Origin of the sequence: Kitasatospora sp. NPDC018058 (assembly GCF_044327205.1) — a bacterium.
Classification (GTDB): domain Bacteria; phylum Actinomycetota; class Actinomycetes; order Streptomycetales; family Streptomycetaceae; genus Kitasatospora.
Genome location: NZ_JBIRFA010000013.1, coordinates 166,373 through 182,536 on the forward strand (window position 1 = coordinate 166,373; position 16,164 = coordinate 182,536).

Annotated in this window: 13 protein-coding genes; 3 read left to right on the top strand and 10 right to left on the bottom strand. The window is 71.3% G+C overall.

All coding sequences use genetic code 11. From position 1 onward, the window contains the following. Positions 1–107: 107 nt before the first annotated feature. The gene (locus tag ACH4E7_RS20320; RefSeq protein WP_396250397.1) at positions 108–869 is read right to left on the bottom strand and encodes a TIGR03936 family radical SAM-associated protein; all 762 of its coding nucleotides are present in this window, start codon (positions 867–869) and stop codon (positions 108–110) included. Positions 870–1,479: 610 nt separating this feature from the next. Between ACH4E7_RS20320 and ACH4E7_RS20325 the strand changes: the two genes are divergently transcribed. After that, a complete protein-coding gene (locus ACH4E7_RS20325; protein WP_396250398.1) occupies positions 1,480–2,082 on the top strand; it encodes a dihydrofolate reductase family protein in 603 nt (200 codons plus the stop codon). A 124-nt stretch (positions 2,083–2,206) separates the two neighbouring features. Further along, positions 2,207–2,779, top strand: coding sequence for a hypothetical protein (locus ACH4E7_RS20330; protein ID WP_396250399.1), 573 nt, complete (start codon positions 2,207–2,209; stop codon positions 2,777–2,779). 319 nt (positions 2,780–3,098) lie between these two features. On the opposite strand, the gene ACH4E7_RS20335 is transcribed toward ACH4E7_RS20330, so the two are convergent. Continuing rightward, positions 3,099–5,045 (bottom strand): TIGR03960 family B12-binding radical SAM protein, encoded by a 1,947-nt coding sequence (locus ACH4E7_RS20335; RefSeq protein ID WP_396250400.1) that lies wholly within the window; start codon positions 5,043–5,045, stop codon positions 3,099–3,101. A 522-nt stretch (positions 5,046–5,567) separates the two neighbouring features. On the opposite strand from ACH4E7_RS20335, the gene ACH4E7_RS20340 reads away from it, so the two are divergent. After that, entirely contained in the window at positions 5,568–6,884 is a 1,317-nt protein-coding gene (locus tag ACH4E7_RS20340; RefSeq protein WP_396250401.1) for a M14 family zinc carboxypeptidase, read from the top strand. A 100-nt stretch (positions 6,885–6,984) separates the two neighbouring features. On the opposite strand, the gene rodA is transcribed toward ACH4E7_RS20340, so the two are convergent. The 8 genes from rodA to ACH4E7_RS20380 all read right to left on the bottom strand — a co-directional run bounded on the left by rodA (position 6,985) and on the right by ACH4E7_RS20380 (position 15,986). After that, on the bottom strand, positions 6,985–8,184 hold the full coding sequence (rodA, locus tag ACH4E7_RS20345; RefSeq protein WP_396250402.1) for a rod shape-determining protein RodA: 1,200 nt from the start codon (positions 8,182–8,184) through the stop codon (positions 6,985–6,987). A gap of 64 nt (positions 8,185–8,248) precedes the next feature. Next, the gene (mrdA, locus tag ACH4E7_RS20350; protein ID WP_396250403.1) at positions 8,249–10,540 is read right to left on the bottom strand and encodes a penicillin-binding protein 2; all 2,292 of its coding nucleotides are present in this window, start codon (positions 10,538–10,540) and stop codon (positions 8,249–8,251) included. A gap of 57 nt (positions 10,541–10,597) precedes the next feature. Next, positions 10,598–11,239, bottom strand: a complete 642-nt coding sequence (gene mreD / locus ACH4E7_RS20355; RefSeq protein ID WP_396250404.1) for a rod shape-determining protein MreD — start codon at positions 11,237–11,239, stop codon at positions 10,598–10,600. A gap of 3 nt (positions 11,240–11,242) precedes the next feature. After that, complete coding sequence (gene mreC / locus ACH4E7_RS20360) at positions 11,243–12,196, bottom strand: rod shape-determining protein MreC (protein WP_396250405.1); 954 nt, start codon at positions 12,194–12,196, stop codon at positions 11,243–11,245. 97 nt (positions 12,197–12,293) lie between these two features. Beyond that, entirely contained in the window at positions 12,294–13,319 is a 1,026-nt protein-coding gene (locus ACH4E7_RS20365) for a rod shape-determining protein (RefSeq protein ID WP_355669593.1), read from the bottom strand. 344 nt (positions 13,320–13,663) lie between these two features. After that, a complete protein-coding gene (gene ndk, locus ACH4E7_RS20370; protein ID WP_396250406.1) occupies positions 13,664–14,077 on the bottom strand; it encodes a nucleoside-diphosphate kinase in 414 nt (137 codons plus the stop codon). Positions 14,078–14,248: 171 nt separating this feature from the next. After that, a complete protein-coding gene (locus ACH4E7_RS20375) occupies positions 14,249–14,593 on the bottom strand; it encodes a DUF4233 domain-containing protein (protein WP_396250407.1) in 345 nt (114 codons plus the stop codon). Position 14,594: 1 nt separating this feature from the next. Then, positions 14,595–15,986, bottom strand: coding sequence for a bifunctional folylpolyglutamate synthase/dihydrofolate synthase (locus tag ACH4E7_RS20380; protein ID WP_396250408.1), 1,392 nt, complete (start codon positions 15,984–15,986; stop codon positions 14,595–14,597). Between the last annotated feature and the right edge of the window lie 178 nt (positions 15,987–16,164).

The following is a 16,164-nucleotide window of genomic DNA, read 5'->3' on the forward strand; positions in this document are numbered from 1 at the left end:
CCTGGGGAGCCGCGGGAACCCTGGAGGACCGTCGGGCTCAGTGAGGCACTGAACCCGGCCTCCGCCCACTAGGCGGACGCGGTAGCGCGCGGCCCGGCGGCCGTTTCTCAGCCAGCCGGGGCCGCGGCGCGGTCGAGCGCCAGCGGGTCGGTCACCGTGCCGGACTCCTCGTCGAGCGGCCCCTGCGCCAGCCTGGTCACCTCTGCGGGGACCGGCGGCGCCAGGTCGGCCGTCGCACGGAGACCGGACAATACGTCGTCGGGTCGTACGGCGGGTGTGGCGTGTCGTACTACCAGGCGCAGTATCGCACAGGGACGGCCGGTCCGAACATCGCGGTCGGTTTCGGGGGCCGTGTCCGTACCGCCGTCGACCTGCGGCTCGACGAGTCCGAGTGCGGCCACCGCACCGCGCGCGTCAAAGACCCGCACGCCGTTCTTGGTCCGGCGCTCGACCTCGACGCGTTCCTCGGCGAGGAACTTCCCGACCGCCTGGGCGGCCTCGTCCGGCTCGACGCCGTCGAGGCTGACCAGCCACTCGGAGGCCTCCAGGCGCTCCACGAAGTTCGACGTCCGGACCTCGACCGCGTCGATCACGTCCAGGCCCGTCGGCAGCGACTCGTCCAGCTGCGCCCGCAGCTGCTCGGGGTCCCGGAGGGCGGCCAGACCGATCTCCAGGTACTCCGCCTCGCTCGCCACCCCGGTCGGGGCGGCGTTGGCGTAGGACACCTTCGGGTGCGGGGTGAAGCCGGCCGAGTAGGCCATCGGAACGGCGGACCGGCGCAGGGCGCGCTCGAAGGCGCGCTGGAAGTCGCGGTGGCTGGTGAAGCGGAGCCGGCCGCGCTTGGTGTAGCGGAGACGAATCCGCTGCACCGTCGGCGCGGGCGGCGGACCGTCGGGCGTACGGCGTGCCAGGGTCGCTCAGTCCTTTAGTCAATTGTCCTCGTCCGGCGCGGCGCAAACCCGCCACTGCCCGGACTCTGTCACCTCAAAGGGTACGCGCCCCGCCGTACCCCTCGCTCCGCCCCTGGTCAGCAGCACCCCTCCGCCCCCTCGGCCCCGCCCGGAACGCTCGCAAGCTGCGACGAGAACAGCCCCCTTCATCGTCGCGGGGGCTGTGGCGATCAGCGCTCGGCGGAGTCGTACAGCTCTTCGTGGGACCGTCGAGTCGCCATGCGGTGGCGATGAGGGCTCGAACATGCGCCCGGTGAGGTGGACGGGTTCGGCGCAGCCGCCGGTGGCGCGGATCCGCTCCAGCCAGCGGTTCAGGTCCGGCATCTCGCCAATACAGACCAAGTCACTTTCTATGAAAGACAGTTGGCGCAGCCGCGCCTCCCGGCCGAGGCAGCTCGCCAAGGCCGGTCCCGGCCACACGCTGCTAGGCATGAAAATCTCGGAAATCTCCGTCGGACGGCGATGAGTTTCGGCGCAGTTCTCGGTCTGACCTTGTGAACCAACCACCCGCGCCTGCAGGGAGCACCCCATGAGGAAGATCACCGCCGGTCTGTTCATCGCCGCCGACGGCGTCGTGGAGAGCCCGGACAAGTGGCACTTCCCCTACTACAACGACGAGATGGGTGCGGCCGTCAACGCCCAGCTCGGCTCGGCCGACACCCTCCTCTTCGGCCGGGCCACCTACGAGAACTTCGCCTCCGCCTGGCCCGCCCGGGAGACCGGCGCGGCCAACGAGAACGACTCCGCCGCCGCAGTCGCCGAGATGGCCCAGCTGGCCCGCATGGCCAGGACTCTCGGCGACGCCCGCAAGATCGTCGTCTCCCGTTCCCGCCTGGAGTTCACCTGGCGCAACTCCGAGCAGCTCCACGGCGACCTGATCGACGCCGTCACCAAGCTCAAGGCCCAGCCGGGCGGCCCCATCGGGATGTCCGGCTCGGTCTCCGTCGTCCGTCGGCTGCTGGCCGCGAGGCTGATCGACGAACTCCACCTGTTCGTCCACCCGATCGCGGTCGGCCGCGGTCAGCGCCTTTTCGACGACGCCGCCGAACCGACCCCGCTGAAGCTGATCAGCTCCGAGGCCTTCACCACCGGCGTGCTCCACAACGTCTACGGGCCCGCCGATGAGGCGTAACCAGAGATGGCCCAGCCATCGCTGGAGAGCCCGTCCGAGTCGGCCGCCGCCCATCCATCACTCATCGACGGTAGCTGAGAGCTACCAGGCATGACTCAAAAGCGAGTGCCGTAGCCGCTTGGGCATGCCGCCCACGACCGTTGCGGAGTGGGGCGCGGGGCACTTCTCCGACATGGATTCAGGGATAGCCGCCGTGGTCGGTGCGGCCATCGGCATGCTCGGTGGCGCCGGGGGTGGGTGGCTCACAGTCGTCGGCCAGGCCCGGCAGCAGGAACGCCAACAGCGGATCGACCAGCAGCGCCGCTTGGAGGAGGTGCGACGGGAGGCGTACACCGCGTGCATCAGCGCTTCGAAGCGGGTCTCGGCGCGCTGGTGGCGGGTCGCGGCCCAGCTCCGGACGGGCGGCAGCACGCCGGACCAGTGGGAGGCGGCGGCCGGCGAAGCGCACGCCGCTTGGGCACCGTTCAGCACCGCAGTGGCCAGTGTCACAGTCGTCGGGCCCGGCCCGGTGGCCGAGGCCGCCGAAGTCCTGCGCCACGCGCTGTACGAGTTGGACCAGGCGGCGGTCGCCTGGCACGAAGCGGCTCGTGAAGCCGGCCATGGCGACCTGACCGACTTCGGTGATCGCTACATGGCTGCGGTGACGGGCAAGCGGGAGCCCGGTCGAATCTTCCAGCAGGCCGCCGCGAGGCACTGAACGCCGAAAGGTGAGGCGAAACAGCGGGCCGTCGGCGTCACGGTCAGCTGGAGACACAAGGGCCCTCCCCGACGGAATCGGGGAGGGCTCTACGCGCGGCCTCAAGGCCTCAGACCCACTCGATCGAGGACTCGACGCCCGGGGCGCTCCGGACGCAGAGGGGTCCTCCGGCCGCCCTGCCGGGCCTCCCCGAGGGCGGGGGCGGGCCCGCCCGTGGCGCGGCTCAGGCCGAGCGCGCCCCGGACGAGCTCCCGCTCCCCCTCCGAGAGGCTATGCGGTAAGTCACACGGCTCGCTCGCCGTGTCACTCACGTCGCCGACTACTTCTGCTGGTCAGCGCCGCTGTTGACGACAGTCAGCGGCAGCATCTTCTTACCGGTGGGACCGATCTGGATGTGGGTGTCCATCTGCGGGCACACGCCGCAGTCGAAGCACGGGGTCCAGCGGCAGTCGTCGACCTCGACCTCCTCCAGGGCGTCCTGCCAGTCCTCCCACAGCCAGTCCTTGTCGAGGCCGCTGTCCAGGTGGTCCCAGGGCAGCACCTCCTCGTAGGAGCGCTCGCGGGTGGTGTACCAGTCGACGTCGACGCCGGTGCCGGCCAGACCCTTGTCGGCGCACGCCATCCAGCGGTCGTACGAGAAGTACTCGCGCCAGCCGTCGAAGCGGCCGCCGTCCTCGTAGACGGCGCGGATGATCGCGCCGACCCTGCGGTCGCCGCGGGAGAGCAGGCCCTCGACGATGCCCGGCTTGCCGTCGTGGTAGCGGTAGCCGATGTTCTTGCCGTACTTGCGGTCGCCGCGGATGGAGTCGCGCAGCTTGGCCAGGCGGGCGTCGGTGGCCTCGGCGGACAGCTGCGGGGCCCACTGGAACGGGGTGTGCGGCTTGGGCACGAACCCGCCGATGGAGACGGTGCAGCGGATGTCGTTCTGGCCGGTGACCTCGCGGCCCTTCTGGATGACGTTCTTCGCCATCTCGCCGATCTGGAGCACGTCCTCGTCGGTCTCGGTGGGCAGGCCGCACATGAAGTACAGCTTCACCTGGCGCCAGCCGTTGCCGTACGCGGTGGCGACGGTGCGGATCAGGTCCTCCTCCGACACCATCTTGTTGATCACCTTGCGCATGCGCTCGCTGCCGCCCTCGGGGGCGAAGGTGAGGCCCGAGCGGCGCCCGTTGCGGGACAGCTCGTTGGCGAGGTCGATGTTGAAGGCGTCGACGCGGGTGGACGGCAGCGACAGGCCGATCTTGTCCTCGGTGTAGCGGTCCGCCAGGCCCTTGGCGATGTCACCGATCTCGGTGTGGTCGGCGCTGGACAGCGACAGCAGGCCGACCTCCTCGAAGCCGGTCGCCTTCAGCCCGCGCTCGACCATCTCGCCGATGCCGGTGATGCTTCGCTCCCGCACGGGGCGCGTGATCATGCCGGCCTGGCAGAAGCGGCAGCCGCGGGTGCAGCCGCGGAAGATCTCCACGGACATCCGCTCGTGCACCGTCTCCGCGAGCGGGACCAGCGGCTGCTTCGGGTACGGCCACTCGTCCAGGTCCATCACGGTGTGCTTGGACACCCGCCACGGCACGCCCGGGGCGTTCGGCACGACGCGGCCGATCCGGCCGTCGGCCAGGTACTCCACGTCGTAGAACTTCGGGACGTACACCCCGCCGGTACGGGCCAGGCGCAGCAGCAGCTCGTCGCGGCCGCCCGGACGGCCCTCGGCCTTCCAGGCGCGGATGATCTCGGTGATGTCGAGGACGGCCTGCTCGCCGTCGCCGATCACCGCGCAGTCCAGGAAGTCCGCGATCGGCTCCGGGTTGAAGGCCGCGTGGCCGCCGGCCAGGACGATCGGGTCCTCGTCGGTGCGGTCCTTGGCCTCCAGCGGGATGCCGGCCAGGTCGAGCGCGGTCAGCATGTTGGTGTAGCCGAGTTCGGTGGAGAACGACAGGCCGAAGACGTCGAAGGCCTTCACCGGGCGGTGGGCGTCCACGGTGAACTGCGGGACGCCGTGCTCCCGCATCAGCGCCTCCAGGTCCGGCCAGACGCTGTAGGTGCGCTCGGCCAGCACGCCCTCACGCTCGTTGAGCACCTCGTAGAGGATCATGACGCCCTGGTTGGGCAGGCCGACCTCGTAGGCGTCGGGGTACATCAGTGCCCAGCGGACGTCGCAGGCGTCCCAGTCCTTGACGGTCGAGTTGAGCTCGCCGCCGACGTACTGGATCGGCTTCTGGACGTGCGGGAGGAGGGCCTCCAGGCGTGGGAAGACCGATTCGACAGTCATGTACTAGGAACCCTTACGACGTGATTCGGTGCCGCGAGCCGGCACGGGAGGGGTGACCCTCAAGGGTAGCCCAATCCGGGGAACGCCCCGTCTGCCCGGGAACCCCGCCCGAGCCGGCCGCCGGCCGACCCCCGGTCCGAACCGGACCCCAGCCAGATCCCGGCCAGACCCCGGCCGGCCCCTGGTGCGCCCCGGCGCGATCCGCCCCGCCCGCACCCGCCCCGGCACGCACGGTGCGCGCCCGCCGCCCGGCGCCGCCCGCCGTTGACACGCCCGGACGGCCCGTGCGCTACTGACAGGGCCCTGCCCAAGACCCTGTACCCCTTCCGGAGAGGGTAGTTGGGTCGTACGCTCGGCCAACGCCGACTCCCCCGGCGGCCCGTCTCGCCCAGCACGACCTCCCCCGTCCCCCGCGAGGCCCCTCCCCCGGCCCCGCAGAGCCCGTCCCCGGCCCGCAGGCCGCGTCCGGTGGCGCAGCACGCCCGCGCCCCGGCGGCCGCACGACCGGTCGCAAGGAGAACCATGACCGACACCGGTCGGCGGGTCCGACCCCTGCGGATCCTCGACAGGACCCTCGACACCCGGCCGCCGGCCCGCTACCCCACGCAGGCCCAGGCCGAAGCCGCGGCCCGACGGCTCGCCCTGCGCCGCCCGGACCGCTGCCGGCTGCGCGAGGTCGGCCGCTCCCGGGCCGGGCGCCCACTGCTGCTGCTCTCGGTCGACCGGGGCCCGCACGCCGCCCTGGTGGTGGGCGGACCGCACCCCAACGAGCCGATCGGCACCGCCGCCGCGGTCCGGCTGGCCGAGGTGCTGCTGGAGCGCCCTGCCCGGCCGGGCCTGTCCTGGCACCTGCTGCTCTGCCTGGACCCGGACGGTGCCGCGCTCAACGCCGGCTGGCTGGACGGCCCGCTCACCATGAGCCGCCACTACGAGCACTTCTTCCGCCCCGCCTTCGAGGAGCAGCCCGAACTGCTGCCCGCCCCCGGCTCGGGCCGCCCGCCGATGCCGGAGAGCCTGGCACTGACCGGTCTGATCGACGAGCTGCGCCCGTTCCTGCAGTGCTCGCTGCACGGGGTGGACTTCGGCGGTGCCTTCGTCCAGTTGACCGGCCCGGTGCCGGGGCTGTCCGAGCGCTTCGCCCGCTCCGCCGACCGGGCCGGCCTGCCGCTGGACGTGGACTCCTACGACGCCATCGGCTGGGCCAGCCCGGCCCCCGGCACCTACCTGATGCCGGGGCCCGGCAGCGAGGACACCCCCCGGGCGCTGCCGGACGAGCCCGAGCTGTCCACCTGGTCCTACGCGGCCCGGTCCGGCGCGGTCACCGCCGTGCTGGAGGTCCCGATGTGGGCGGTGGACGCGGTCGGCGACGCCCGTCCGCACCCGGCCGGGCCGCAGGCCGTCGGCGAGGCCGCGCGCGATCTCACCGCGCGTACCGCGGAGCTCAGCGCGCTGCTCGCCCGCGTTCCGGCGCAGGCCCGGGAGGCGCACGGCGCTCTGGTGCGCACCGCCGAGTTCAACCTGGCGGTCGCCCCGCGGGTCGCCGACGAGTGGCTGGAGCTCTGGTGCCCGCGCCCGCTGAGCGCCTCCCGGGCGACCACCGCCGGGCTGGTCGCCGCCCGGCTGCCGCTGCGGGTCGCCTCTATCCTGCTGCGCCTGCTGGCCGACGCCCGCGGCCCGGGGGCCGAGGCCGCCCGGGAGCGCGCCCGCGCGGTGGTCGCCGACAGCCTGGACCGGCTGCGCCACCGCTTCGGCGCCCGCTGGGTCCCGGTGCAGGAGCAGATGGCCCACCAAACCCGGGCGGTGCTCACCGCCGCCGACTGCCTGCTCCAAACGATCTGACGAATCGCCGACTCGGCTCTGCCGCAAGGGAAAGGGCCGGTCCGGGAAATTCCCGGACCGGCCCCGACGGCAATCCGACGGCAACCCGCGGCAAGCGGGCTCAGGCCGCTATCGGCCGCTGGCTGCGCACCGCCTGCAGCAGCCCGATACCGACCCACACCGCGAACATCGAGGAGCCGCCGTAGGAGACGAAGGGCAGCGGGATGCCCGCGACCGGCATGATGCCCAGGCACATCCCTATGTTCTCGAAGGCCTGGAAGGAGAGCCAGGCGATGACGCCGGCCGCCACGATCGTCCCGTACAGGTCGGTGGCCTGGCGGGCGATCCGGCAGGCGCGCCACAGGATCACGCCGACCAGGGCGATTATCGCGAGCGCCCCGACGAAGCCCAGTTCCTCACCGGCGACGGTGAACACGAAGTCGGTCTGCTGCTCCGGCACGAACTGCCCGACGGTCTGCGTCCCGTGGAACAGCCCCTTGCCGGTCAGTCCGCCCGAGCCGATCGCGATCCGGGCCTGCGCGGTGTTGTAGCCGACGCCGTTCGGGTCGAGCTGCGGGTTGGCGAAGGCGGCGAAGCGGTCGATCTGGTACTGGCTCAGCAGTCCGAGCTTCCAGATCGCGACGCTGCCGCCGACCCCGGCCGCGAGGATGCCGAGCACCCAGCGGTTGGCCGCGCCGGAGCCGAGCAGGATGCCCAGCACGATCGCGGACATCACCATGGTCGACCCGGCGTCCGGCATCAGCAGCACCAGGCCCATCGGCAGGCAGGCCCAGATCAGGCCGCGGAACACCGCCCGGTGCGAGGGGAACTCCCGCTCCCCCGCGTCCACCTGGTCCGACAGCACGACCGCCATCGACAGCACGATCCCGATCTTCGCGAACTCGGCGGGCTGGATCGAGAAGCCGCCGCCGAGCTGGATCCAGGAGTGCGCGCCGTTGACGGTCGAGCCGATCGGGCTGAGCGTCGCCAGCAGCAGCAGGATCACGCCGACGTAGACGAACGGCACCAGGGTGCGGACCCGCCGGGCTCCTATCGCTATCACCACGGCGCACAGCACCAGGCCGACGACGAAGTTGGTCAGGTGCCGGTAGAGGAAGTACTGCGGGTCCCCGTGAGTGAGGTTGTCGCGCCCGCGGGTCGCCGACCAGACCAGCAGCGAGCTGCCGAGCGAGAGGGCCAGCGCGGCCAGTAGCAGTATCCAGTCCAGCCGCCACAGCGGCGAGTCCTTGGCCAGGGCCTTGGAGACCCCGCTGCGCTGCGGGGCCAGCCGCAGCTGCCGGTAGGAGCCGTAGGAACTCATGCGCCCACCTCGCTGCGCTCGGCAGGCGCTTCGCACAACGCGCACCTTCCGACGATTCGCTCGCTCATGCCCGTCCCCTTCCCGGGCGGTTCGGTTCGAGCGCGGCATCGGCCGCGGTGTACGGCGCCGGGCTGTCGGCCGGCGGCGCCGGGTCGAGGAAAGCCGTCGCCGGGGCCGCGTCCGCCTGGGCCGGGGTGACGGCCGGCAGCACCGGGGCCGGGGCGGGGCCGCCCGGCGCCGGGTCGATCGCGTAGGAGGCCGGCTTGATGATCGCGGTGCCGTCCGGGTTGAACTTCGGCAGCTCGCTCTGCGGCGTCGGCAGCAGCGCCTTGCCGTTGTCGATGGCGCCCTTGTCGTCCACGCCGTACAGCGCCTGGTAGATCCGGCGGATGGCGTCACCGGAACCGCCGGAGCCGGTGCCGCCCTGGCTGATCGTCATGATGACCGCGTAGTCCTTGCTGTACGTGTCCAGCCACGAGGTGGTCTGCTTGCCCTCGACCTCGGCGGTGCCGGTCTTGGCGTGCAGCGCGATCTTGTCCTGCGGCCAGCCGTTGAACTTCCAGGCGGCGGTACCACTGGTGATGACACCCGCGGTGGCCTGGTCGATGTAGCTGAGCAGCTTCTGGTCGCCGGGGAACTTGGCGTCCTCGTGCGGGGCGATCTCGCGGACGAGATCCCCGTTCGGGCTTATCACGGCCTTGGCGATGGTCGGCCGGTAGAAGGTGCCGCCGTTGGCCAGCGCCGAGTAGATCCGGGCCATCTGGACCGGGGTGACGAGCGTGTCGCCCTGGCCGATCGCGTAGTTGACGGCGTCACCGGCGCGCATCTGGTAGCCGTCGACGCAGTTCTCGCGGGCGATCTGGTCGGAGAAGCTGTTGCCGCCCTTCTGCGCCTGTGCGCACCAGGCGTCCTTGTTGTTGTCGTAGAAGGACTGCTTCCACTGCCGGTCCGGTACCCGGCCGGTCACCTCGGACGGCAGGTCGATGCCGGTCTTGGCGCCGAGACCGAACTGGTGGGCGGTCTTGAAGAAAAAGTCGCCCGGATCCTTCTTCGGCTTGATGCCGCCGTCCTTCATCCACTGGTCGTACGCCAGACCGTAGAAGACGGTGTCGCAGGAGACCTCCAGCGCCTTCTCCAGGGAGATGGCGCCGAAGTTCTCGCTCTCGAAGTTCTTGAACTCGCGGCCGCCGATGGTCATGCTCTTGGGGCACGGGTAGGTGCCGTCCAGCGAGTAGCCGGCCTGCACGGCGGCGGTGGTCGAGACGACCTTGAAGGTCGAGCCGGGGGCGGACTGACCCTGTATGGCCCGGTTCAGCAGCGGGAAGTTGGAGTCCTTGCTGGTCAGCGACTGGTAGTCCTTGCCGCTGATGCCGCCCACCCAGAGGTTGGGGTCATAGGTCGGGGCACTCGCCATCGCGATGATCCGCCCGGTGTGCACGTCCATCACGACGGCGGCGCCGGAGTCGGCCTCGTAGTTGCGGTTGGTGACCTTGTCGAAGGTGTTCCGGGCGTCGGCCATGGCCTGCGCCAGGTTGTCCTCGACCACCTTCTGCACCCGGGCGTCGATGCTGGTGACCAGGTTGTTGCCGGTCTGCGGCGCGACGGTGCCGGCGGTGCCGATCACCCGGCCGAGGTTGTCCACCTCCAGCTTGGTGATGCCGGCGGTGCCGCGCAGGTCGCGGTCGTACACCGACTCCAGCCCGGCCCGGCCGATCTGGTCGGCCGGCAGGTAGCGGTCCAGGCCGCTCTTGTCGGCGGTCTTGCTGACCTCCTCGTCGGTGACCGGCGAGAGGTAGCCGAGCACCTGGGCCATGTTGGCGCCCTCGACGCCGGTGTAGCGGCGCACGGAAGTGGGCTGCGCGGTGATCCCGGGGAAGTCCTCGCGGCGCTCCATTATCTGCATCGCCTGCTGGGTGGTCGCCTCCTTGGTGACCGGGATCGGCTGGTAGGGCGAGCCGTTCCAGCAGGGCTGCGGGGTCTTGGCGTCGCAGAGCCGGACCTTCTCCTGCACGTCCTTGGCCGGCATGCCCAGCACCTCGGCGAGGCGGCCCAGCACCGCCTTGCCGCCGTCCTTCTGCTGCAGCAGCGAGGTACGGCTGACGGACACCACCAGCCGGGCCTCGTTGCCGGCCAGGATCCGCCCGGAGGCGTCCAGGATCTCGCCGCGGACGGACGGCTCGACCACCTCGCGGATGTGGTTGCCGGTCGCCTTGGCGGTGTAGACGCTGGCGTTGCGGATCTGCAGGTACCACAGCCGTCCGCCCAGGGTGGCGAGCAGCGACAGCACCAGGATCTGCAGTACCACCAGACGGATCGTCACCCGCCGGGTTCGGCCGGTCTCGGGGATGTTGCTCACGTCTCGTGCGCTCCAGGGTGCGGGAAAGTCGGGAGGTCGGGGGCCTGGACTGGCCGGTTACGGGCGCCGGGCGAAGCCGGGGACGCGCCGCTTCCTGTACTTCGGGCCGGACGAGACCTCACGCGTGGTGCGGTAGCGGGCCAGGGTGCCGAGGCCCGGACCGCCCTCGTCGTCGTCGCTGGCGGCGGTCACCGGGTCGCGGCCGAAGCGGCGTCCGAGCAGCATCACCAGTGGCACCACGAACGGGGCCAGCAGCAGGTCGTACAGCAGGGCGCTGATCACCAGGCCGCCGAGGCCGACGTGGCGGGCCGCGGTGTCGCCGACCAGGGCGCCGACCAGGGCGTACAGCAGGGTGGAGGCGATCGCCGCGGCGCCGACCACCAGCAGCGCGCTGGAGACCGAGCGCTGTCGGCCGTGCTCGGGGCGCAGCAGCCCGGCGGCGTACCCCATCAGGCAGAGCACCAGGGCGTAACGGCCGATGGCGTGGTCGGAGGGCGGCGCGAGGTCGGCGAGCAGGCCGGCCGAGAAGCCGACCAGGCAGCCGCCGGTCGGCCCGTAGACCATGGCCAGGCCGACCACGACCAGCAGCAGTATGTCCGGGGTGGCCCCCGGGAGCTGGAGCCGGCCGAACACGCTGACCTGGAGGATCAGGCCGAAGAGGATCAGTGCGGCGGAGACGGGGATGCGGGCGAGGCGCATGGCTCAGTTCCCCCCATTGGGCTTGGCGGGCGGGGTGCTGGCCGCGGGGGCCTGCGGCTGGACGGGCGCGGCGGGGGCCTGGCTCTGGCCCGGGGTGGGGGCGGGCGGCAGGACGGCGTCGCGCGGGTCGGCCCGCGGCGGCACGACCACCACGCCGACCAGATCCAGCCGGGTGAACTGGACGAAGGGCTCGACCAGGATGGTCTTGGTCAGCTGGCCCGCGTTGGCCTGGACCTCGGTGACCTTGCCGACGGGGACGCCGGGCACGAACGGGCGGCCGCTCTGCGAGCCGAAGGTGACCAGCCGGTCGCCGGTCTTGACCTGCGCCTTGCCGTTGAGCAGGGAGACCTTCATCGGGCTGTCGCCGCCGCCGGAGGCGAAGCCGATCTCGCCGCTGCCCTCCAGCCGGGTGCCGGCCGAGAAGCCGGGGTCGGAGGCGAGCAGCACGGTGGCGGTGGTCCGGGCGATGGTGGTGATCCGGCCGACCAGGCCCTGGCCGTTGATCACGGTCATGTCGCGGGTGAGGCCGTCGTCGCTGCCGGCGTCGATGGTGATGGTCCAGGAGAAGCCCTGGGCCGGGCCGATCGCGATGACCTGGGCGGCCTTGACGGTGTATCCGCCGGCGCCCGCGGTGCGCAGCAGGTCGTCCAACTGCTTGGTGCGCCCGCTCGCCATGTCGGAGGAGGCGAGCTTCTGCCGCAGTTCGGTGTTCTCACGGGCGAGCTGGTCGGTGCGGCCGTTGTTGGTGGCGGCGTCGCGGAAGGCGCGGACGGTGTCGGCGACCGGGTCGACCACGGTGGCGGCGCCGCGCTCGACCGGGCCGAGGACGCGGGCGGCCGCGTGGCGGGCCGGGCCGAGCGGGGAGTCCTCACCGCCCTTGATGTCCACGGTGATGAGCGCGAAGGCGACGGCCACCAGCAGGATGAGCAGCAGCCGGCTCTCTCGTGTGTCCCTCACGGTGCTGGTACTGCCCCTTCGTACCTGGCGGCCGCCCGGGGCGGTGGGGCCCGGGCGGCCGCCCGTTCAGTTGAGTGTCGGATGTGTCGTCGTGGTGCTAACGGCGCGGCTGGGCGTCCAGTACCTGCTGGAGCGCCTCGAACTCCTCGACGCACTTGCCGGAGCCGAGTGCGACGGAGTCGAGCGGGTTCTCGGCGATGTGGATCGGCATGCCGGTCTCGCGGCGCAGCCGCTCGTCCAGGCCGCGCAGCAGGGCACCGCCGCCGGTGAGCACGATGCCGCGGTCCATGACGTCGCCGGCCAGCTCGGGCGGGCACTGGTCGAGGGTGGTCTTGACCGCGTCGATGATCGAGTTGACCGGCTCGTCGATGGCCTCGCGGACCTCGGCGGCGGAGATGACCACGGTCTTGGGCAGGCCGCTGACCAGGTCGCGGCCGCGGATCTCGGCGTGCTCGTCCTTCTCGCCCTCCAGGCCGAAGGCGCTGCCGATGCTCATCTTGATCTGCTCGGCGCTGCGCTCGCCGAGGAGGAGGGAGTACTCCTTCTTGATGTGTTGGACGATCGCGTTGTCCAGCTCGTCGCCGGCCACCCGGATGGACTGGGCGGTGACGATGCCGCCGAGGGAGATCACGGCGACCTCGGTGGTGCCGCCGCCGATGTCGACGACCATGTTGCCGGTGGCCTCGTGGACGGGCAGGCCGGCGCCGATCGCGGCGGCCATCGGCTCCTCGATGATGTGCACCTGGCGCGCGCCGGCCTGCGACGAGGCCTCGATGACGGCGCGGCGCTCGACGCCGGTGATGCCGGAGGGCACGCAGACCACGACGCGCGGGCGGGCGAGGTAGCGGCGGCGGTGGATCTTGAGGATGAAGTAGCGCAGCATCCGCTCGGTGATCTCGAAGTCGGCGATCACACCGTCCTTGAGCGGGCGGATGGCGACGATGTTGCCGGGCGTTCGGCCGATCATCTTCTTGGCCTCGACGCCGACCGCGAGGATGCCGCCGGTGTTGGTGTTCACCGCGACGACGGACGGCTCGTTGAGGACGATCCCCTTGCCCCTGACGTACACCAGCGTGTTGGCAGTTCCGAGGTCGATCGCCAAGTCGCGGCCGATGAACGACAGGTTGCTCGCCATGGGGTGTGGGTGCCTTCCCGGGCTCGGAGTTCATGGGGGTTGGACGAATGCACGCCCATGCTTGGGCGGAGACCAGCTGAGCTGCCTTACCGGGCCCTTGAGTCGCGTCCATCGTAGTCACGCCGCACAGTACGGACGTCGACGTGGGGGCATACCGTCCATTGTCCGGAGCGTGATCGCTTCTCCGAGCATTGGGACGCCGTGTCGGCGCCGTCAGTTCCCTATTTCACGATAAGAATGCCCCGGCCGGGCCAATGGTCCAGACCGGGGCAGTCCCAAGGTCCTCGCGGGGCGTGACGCCCCGTCCGCCCGGGCGTGTCGCCCGGTTCGGATCAGGCGTGCGCCGGGAAGAAGATCTTGATCTCGCGCTCGGCGGACTCCGGGGAGTCGGAGGCGTGGATCAGGTTCTCGCGGGTGATGGTCGCGTAGTCGCCGCGGATGGTGCCGGCCCCGGCCTCCAGCGGGTTGGTGGCGCCGGCCAGCATGCGGATGCCCTTCACGACCTCCTCGCCCTCGACGATCATCGCGATCGACGGGCCGGAGGTCATGAACTCCAGCAGCGGCTCGTAGAACGGGCGGCCGACGTGCTCCGCGTAGTGCTGCTCCAGCGTCTCCCGGTCGAAGGTACGCAGTTCCATGGCGGCGAGCTGCCAGCCGGCCTTGCGCTCGATGCGGCTGATGATCTCGCCGGCCAGGCCGCGGCGGACGGCGTCGGGCTTGAGCAGGACGAGAGTGCGCTGGGACACGGTGCGTCTCCTGGGGATTTGGTACGGCATGCGGTATGCGGCAGAGATTACCTTGCGTAAACGACCTGCCGGTTCCGCTGGTCCGCCCCCGCGATCGCGGGGCCGACGCCTCGCCGATCGGCGAGGCGCTGTCGGCGGTCGAGCCGTCCCGGCGATCGCCGGGCCGACGCGTCAGGCGGCCTGTGCCTCCGCGGCCGCGCGGGCGGCCTTGAACTGGTCCACCTTGCGGCCGTAGTGCACCGAGCACCACCACAGGCCGGCGAAGACGACGCCGAGGCCGAACATGGTCGGCAGGACGAAGCCGCTGACGATCAGGCCGGCCTGCAGCACCCAACCGATCTGCACCGCGCCGGGGCGGTTGATCATGCCGCAGAGCGCGAGGCACAGCGCCATCGCGATGCCGCTGACGATCCACACGCTGGCGGTCGAGACGCTGGAGAGCCGCATCGCGACCAGCGCCGCGAACATGATCAGCAGCGCCTCGCCGATCAGCGTGGAGGAGCAGAGCGTCCTCATGTCACTTCCTCCCGAGCAGCAGGCGGGCCTCGCCCACCGTGATGACCGAACCGGTGACCAGAACCCCGGCGCCGCCGAGGTCGCCCTCCTCCTCGGCCAGGGTGACGGCGGCGGCGATGGCGTCGTCGAGCCGGGGCTCGACCTGGACGCGGTCCTCGCCGAAGATCTCCACGGCCAGGGCCGCGAGGGCGTCCACGTCCATCGCGCGGTGGGTGGAGTTCTGGGTGATGACGACCTCGGCCAGGATCGGCTCGAAGGCCTCCAGCACGCCCGTCACGTCCTTGTCCCCGGAGGTGCCGATCACCCCGACCAGACGGGTGAAGCCGAAGGACTCGGAGATCGCGGCGACGGTGGCCTGGGCGCCGTGCGGGTTGTGCGCGGCGTCCAGGATGATCGTGGGGCTGCGGCGAACGACCTCCAGGCGGCCCGGCGAGGAGACGCCGGAGAAGGCCTGGCGGATCTTGTCCACGTCGAGCTGCCCGCCGCGGGCGCCGCCGACGCCGAAGAAGGCCTCGACCGCGGCCAGGGCGAGCGCCGCGTTGTGCGCCTGGTACTCGCCGTGCAGCGGGATGAAGACGTCCTCGTACTCTTCGCCGCCCAGTCCGCGCAGCGTCACCAGCTGGCCGCCGACGGCGAGTTCACGGCGGATCACGCCGAACTCCATGCCCTCGCGGGCGACCGTGGCGTCCACCTCGACGGCCCGGCGCAGGATGGTCTGGGCGGCGTCCAGCTGCTGCTGGGCGACCACGGCGACGGCGCCGGACTTGATGATCCCGGACTTCTCGGTCGCGATCTCGCCGGTGGTCCCGCCGAGCTTGTCGGTGTGGTCCAGCCCGATCGGGGTGATCACCGCGACGGCGGCGTCGATGACGTTGGTGGCGTCCCAGGAGCCGCCCATGCCGACCTCGACCACGGCGACGTCCACCGGGGCGTCGGCGAAGGCGGCGTAGGCCATGCCGGTCAGCACCTCGAAGAAGGACATCGGCACCGGCTGGGCCGCGTCGACCATCTGCACGTAGGACTCGATGTCGCGGTAGACCTCGACGAAGCGCTCGGGGCTGATCGGGGCGCCGTCCAGGCTGATCCGCTCGGTGACGGTCTCCACGTGCGGGCTGGTGTAGCGGCCGGTGCGCAGCTCGAAGGTGTTGAGCAGCTGCTCGATCATCCGGGCGGTGGAGGTCTTGCCGTTGGTGCCGGTGATGTGGATGGAGGGGAAGGACCGCTGGGGCTCGCCCAGGATGTCCATCAGCGCCTCGATCCGGTCGAGCGAGGGCTCCAGCTTGTTCTCCGGCCAGCGCTTGGAGAGCTCCAGCTCGACGTCGCGCAGGGCGTCGCCGGTGCCGCCGTCGGCGGGGCGGAGGGTGTACGGGTTCGGGTCGGCCTTGTCGCTCACAACCACAGTCTACGGAGCGACGGCGGCCCGTCCTCACAGGGTGAGAGCGGGACCGGGGGTCGGGGTGCGGGTCAGGGCGAGAACGACCACTTCGCCCTGGTTTCGCCCCATGCCTCCGATTCACCCTCTTTACTATTGCTTTAGCGAGCTTGAACGGCAATGGGGCATCGATTCGCAC